Annotated in this window: 2 protein-coding genes and 1 pseudogene; 2 read left to right on the forward strand and 1 reads right to left on the reverse strand. The window is 70.7% G+C overall.

What is annotated here, in order from left to right:
* A pseudogene (locus SACSA_RS25995) lies at positions 1-315 on the reverse strand (alpha/beta hydrolase); the annotation flags it as partial.
* A 105-nt stretch (positions 316-420) separates the two neighbouring features.
* Between SACSA_RS25995 and SACSA_RS0110255 the strand changes: the two are divergent.
* The gene (locus SACSA_RS0110255; RefSeq protein ID WP_019815612.1) at positions 421-801 is read left to right on the forward strand and encodes an OB-fold nucleic acid binding domain-containing protein; all 381 of its coding nucleotides are present in this window, start codon (positions 421-423) and stop codon (positions 799-801) included.
* A gap of 12 nt (positions 802-813) precedes the next feature.
* Positions 814-1,620: a DUF3159 domain-containing protein gene (locus tag SACSA_RS0110260; RefSeq protein ID WP_019815613.1), complete on the forward strand. Its 807-nt coding sequence runs from the start codon at positions 814-816 to the stop codon at positions 1,618-1,620.
* Positions 1,621-1,656: the final 36 nt, after the last annotated feature.

The raw sequence follows: 1,656 nt of genomic DNA on the forward strand, positions 1-1,656 counted from the left end.
GGCGGTGCCCGACCACGCGGGCAGGGCCGCCAGTACTCCGGCGCAGCGACCGGGGTGCCGCAGCGCCCACTCCATCGCCAGGTGCGCGCCCAGGGAGATTCCGCCCACCAGCACCGGTCCGGCGCACGCGGCCACCAGTTCGTCGAGGCGGGCGAGGCCGCCGCGCGCCACGGTGGCGCCCGGGGACGGTGGTACGGCGCACGTCGTGATCCCGATGCGGGCGAGTGGTTCGGCGAACACCGAGCGCACGAACACCTCGTCGGAGCCCGTGCCCGGCAGCAGCACCGCCGTGCGTGGCGGCATAACGGACGTCACGTTGCGATCCTGATGCGATTCGGATTCCCTTGCCCGGGCAGAGTTACGCTGAACATGCACGGGCCGTCGAGTCGGGGGCCCCGGAAAACATAGGAGCAGGCGCCTATGTCCGCCAAAGACGGCGGCTACTTCAGCCGGTTGGTTCGGAAGCTGACCAGCGACATCGATGAACTCGACGCCGATGACCTCTCCCGGAAGTCGGAGGCTCTCGGCGCGTCGAGAGCCTGTGACTGCCGCTGCGGCGAGGAGGCGACGGTCATGGGCCGACTGCGCAGCGTCGACCTGTGCCCGGGCAGCTCGGCCGCTACGCTCGAGGCGGAGTTGTTCGACGGCACGGACGACGTCACGCTGGTCTGGCTGGGCCGACGCCGCATCCCGGGCATCGAACCGGGTCGCACGATCAAGGTGCGCGGCCGGATGGGTGAGCGCAACGGGCACAAGGTGCTGTACAACCCGTACTACGAATTGCTGCAACCGACCCAGTGAGAGTAGTCGCGCGTGACTGAGCACCCCCGCACCGGCGAACGCGGTGACGAGCGGACCGAGACCGAGGACGACCGTCGCGACACCGATGCGGGACCGGCCACGCCCGGCACCGCGGACGGTGACGGCGACGACGAGCGGGCCGCCGAGCCCACGCTGCTCGAACAGATGGGCGGCGTGGCGGGGCTGTTCTACTCGTCGGTGCCGATCATCGTCTTCGTCCTCGTCAACGCGGCGTTCGACCTGGTGCCCGCGATCTGGGCCGCGCTCGGCACCGCCGTGGCGATCACCGTGCTGCGGGTGGTGCGCCGGGAGCCGGTCCAGCCCGCGATCTCCGGCTTCTTCGGTGTGGCGATCGCGGCCTTCATCGCCTACCGCACGGGCTCGGCGAAGGGGTTCTTCCTGTTCGGCATCTGGGCGAGTCTGGCCTACTTCGTCGTGCTGGTGGCCTCGGTCGTGGTGCGCTGGCCTCTGGCGGGGGTCGTGTGGAACTACCTCAACGGCACGGGCAACGCCTGGCGACGTGACAAGCCTTCGCGGTTCGGCTTCGACGTGGCGACCCTGGCCCTGGCGGCGGTGTTCGCCGCCAGGTTCGTCGTGCAACGCTGGCTCTACGACGAGGACCACACGGGCTGGCTGGCCTTCGCCAAGATCGCCATGGGCTACCCCCTGTACGGGCTCGCGCTGCTCGTGGTGGTGTGGGCGGTGCGCCGCTCGGACAAGCGCCTCAAGCAGGTCGTCGAGGCCGAGCAGGAAACCGACGAGCAGATCGAGGCCCGGCTGCGCGCCAAGTACGGACAGCCGCCGCCACACGGCACCTGAGCCGCCCTCGCCGGGCGCGCAGCCCGCGGGCCGCCG

Source organism: Saccharomonospora saliphila YIM 90502 (genome assembly GCF_000383795.1).
Lineage (GTDB): Bacteria > Actinomycetota > Actinomycetes > Mycobacteriales > Pseudonocardiaceae > Saccharomonospora > Saccharomonospora saliphila.